Origin of the sequence: Prauserella alba, from assembly GCF_024171735.1 — a bacterium.
In the GTDB taxonomy this organism is placed as follows: Bacteria; Actinomycetota; Actinomycetes; order Mycobacteriales; family Pseudonocardiaceae; genus Prauserella; species Prauserella alba.
In genome coordinates, this window is sequence record NZ_JAMTCH010000001.1 from 1 (window position 1) to 2,500 (window position 2,500).

Here is a 2,500-nt window from a genome sequence, read left to right on the forward strand (position 1 = left end):
TCTACTTCACCACAACGGCTACGCATCACGCCTCACCCACATGCAGAACGGATTTGCCTATCCTGCGGGCCACACGCTTACACCAGTACTACCACTCACTGGCGGAGCTACCTTCCTGCGTCACCCCATCACTTGACTACTACGCCATCAGGTCCCACGCTCCACACACACCATCTTCCGAAGAAGACCATGCGGCTTCGGGTGGTTAGTATCCGACGCCTCACCATGGACGCACACACGCGGGTACGGGAATATCAACCCGTTCTCCATCGACTACGCCTGTCGGCCTCGCCTTAGGTCCCGACTTACCCTGGGCGGAACAACCTGGCCCAGGAACCCTTGGTCATCCGGCGGTACAGATTCTCACTGTACATTCGCTACTCATGCCTGCATTCTCACTCCCACACCCTCCACAACTCGGTTCCCCGGCTGCTTCATCGGGCCCAGGACGCTCCCCTACCCACCACAACCCGCGTTAGCAGTTGTTGCAGTGACTCGGCTTCGGCGGTGTACTTCAGCCCCGCTACATTATCGGCGCAGAACCACTTGACCAGTGAGCTATTACGCACTCTTTCAAGGATGGCTGCTTCTAAGCCAACCTCCTGGTTGTCTCTGCAATTCCACATCCTTTTCCACTAAGCACACACTTAGGGGCCTTAGCCGGAGTTCTGGGCTGTTTCCCTCTCGACAACGAAGCTTATCCCCCGCTGTCTCACTGCCACACTCTCACACCATGGTATTCGGAGTTTGGTTGACGTCAGTAACCCGATCAGGCCCATCAGCCACCCAGTAGCTCTACCCCCACAGTGAAACATGTGACGCTGCACCTAAATGCATTTCGGGGAGAACCAGCTATCACGAAGTTTGATTGGCCTTTCACCCCTACCCACAGCTCATCCCCTCAGTTTTCAACCTAAGTGGGTTCGGCCCTCCACACCGTCTTACCGGCGCTTCAGCCTGGCCATGGGTAGATCACTCCGCTTCGGGTCTCGACCACGCAACTCACACGCCCTCTTCAGACTCGCTTTCGCTACGGCTACCCCACACGGGTTAACCTCGCCACGCAGCACGAACTCGCAGGCTCATTCTTCAAAAGGCACGCCATCACAACCACACAAGGCAGCTGCTCTGACGGCTTGCAGGCACACGGTTTCAGGTACTCTTTCACTCCCCTCCCGGGGTACTTTTCATCTTTCCCTCACGGTACTCGTCCGCTATCGGTCACCAGGAAGTATTTAGGCTTACCGAGTGGTCCCGGCAGATTCACAGCGCCCTCCACGGAAACGCTGCTACTCGAGAACACCACCACACCACATCCACACAGCTTTCGCGTACGGGACTCTCACCCACTACGGCCACGCATCCCAACGTGTTCCACTAACCATGCAATCTGGCGCCAGGAATGTCAGTCCCTGGACGACGGGTCTCACAACCCCGCACACGCAACACCTGACAGCTTGACACGCATACGGTTTAGCCTCCTCCGCTTTCGCTCGCCACTACTCACGGAATCACTAGTGTTTTCTCTTCCTACGGGTACTGAGATGTTTCACTTCCCCGCGTTCCCTCCACACGCCCTATACATTCAAGCGCGGGTGACACCCCATCACGGGTGCCGGGTTTCCCCATTCGGACATCCTCGGATCACAGCTCGGTTGACAACTCCCCGAGGCTTATCGCAGCCTCCCACGTCCTTCATCGGCCCCTAGTGCCCAGACATCCACCATGTGCCCTACATAACTTGACCACAAAGATGCTCGCACCCACTCTACAATTCTCAAACACCACACCAAGACAGCGTGCTGCCTCAGACACCCAACAGCGTGCTTGCGAGGACCAAAACCTTTGGTACTTGCCTTGTTGTATCCACAATCAAAAGCTAAACAGCTTTCCGAAGAAAACTCCTTAGAAAGGAGGTGATCCAGCCGCACCTTCCGGTACGGCTACCTTGTTACGACTTCGTCCCAATCGCCAGTCCCACCTTCGACCACTCCCCCCGGCAAAACCGGTTGGGCCATGGGCTTCGGGTGTTACCGACTTTCGTGACGTGACGGGCGGTGTGTACAAGGCCCGGGAACGTATTCACCGCAGCGTTGCTGATCTGCGATTACTAGCGACTCCGACTTCACGCAGTCGAGTTGCAGACTACGATCCGAACTGAGACCAGCTTTAAGGGATTCGCTCCACCTCACGGTCTCGCCACCCTCTGTACCAGCCATTGTAGCATGTGTGAAGCCCTGGACATAAGGGGCATGATGACTTGACGTCATCCCCACCTTCCTCCGAGTTGACCCCGGCAGTCTCCCACGAGTCCCCACCATTACGTGCTGGCAACGCAGGACAAGGGTTGCGCTCGTTGCGGGACTTAACCCAACATCTCACGACACGAGCTGACGACAGCCATGCACCACCTGTACACCAGTCCGAAGAAAACCGTATCTCTACGGCGATCCAGTGCATGTCAAGCCCAGGTAAGGTTCTTCGCGTTGCATCGAATTAA

2 rRNA genes (1 of these 2 cut by a window edge) are annotated in these 2,500 nt (G+C 56.5%); both read right to left on the minus strand.

The annotated features are described in order from the left end of the window. Nucleotides 1-1,747 (minus strand): 23S ribosomal RNA (locus tag LY12_RS00005); the annotation flags it as partial. Between the two features lie 162 nt (nt 1,748-1,909). Next, nucleotides 1,910-2,500 (minus strand): 16S ribosomal RNA (locus tag LY12_RS00010); it runs 936 nt beyond the window's last position.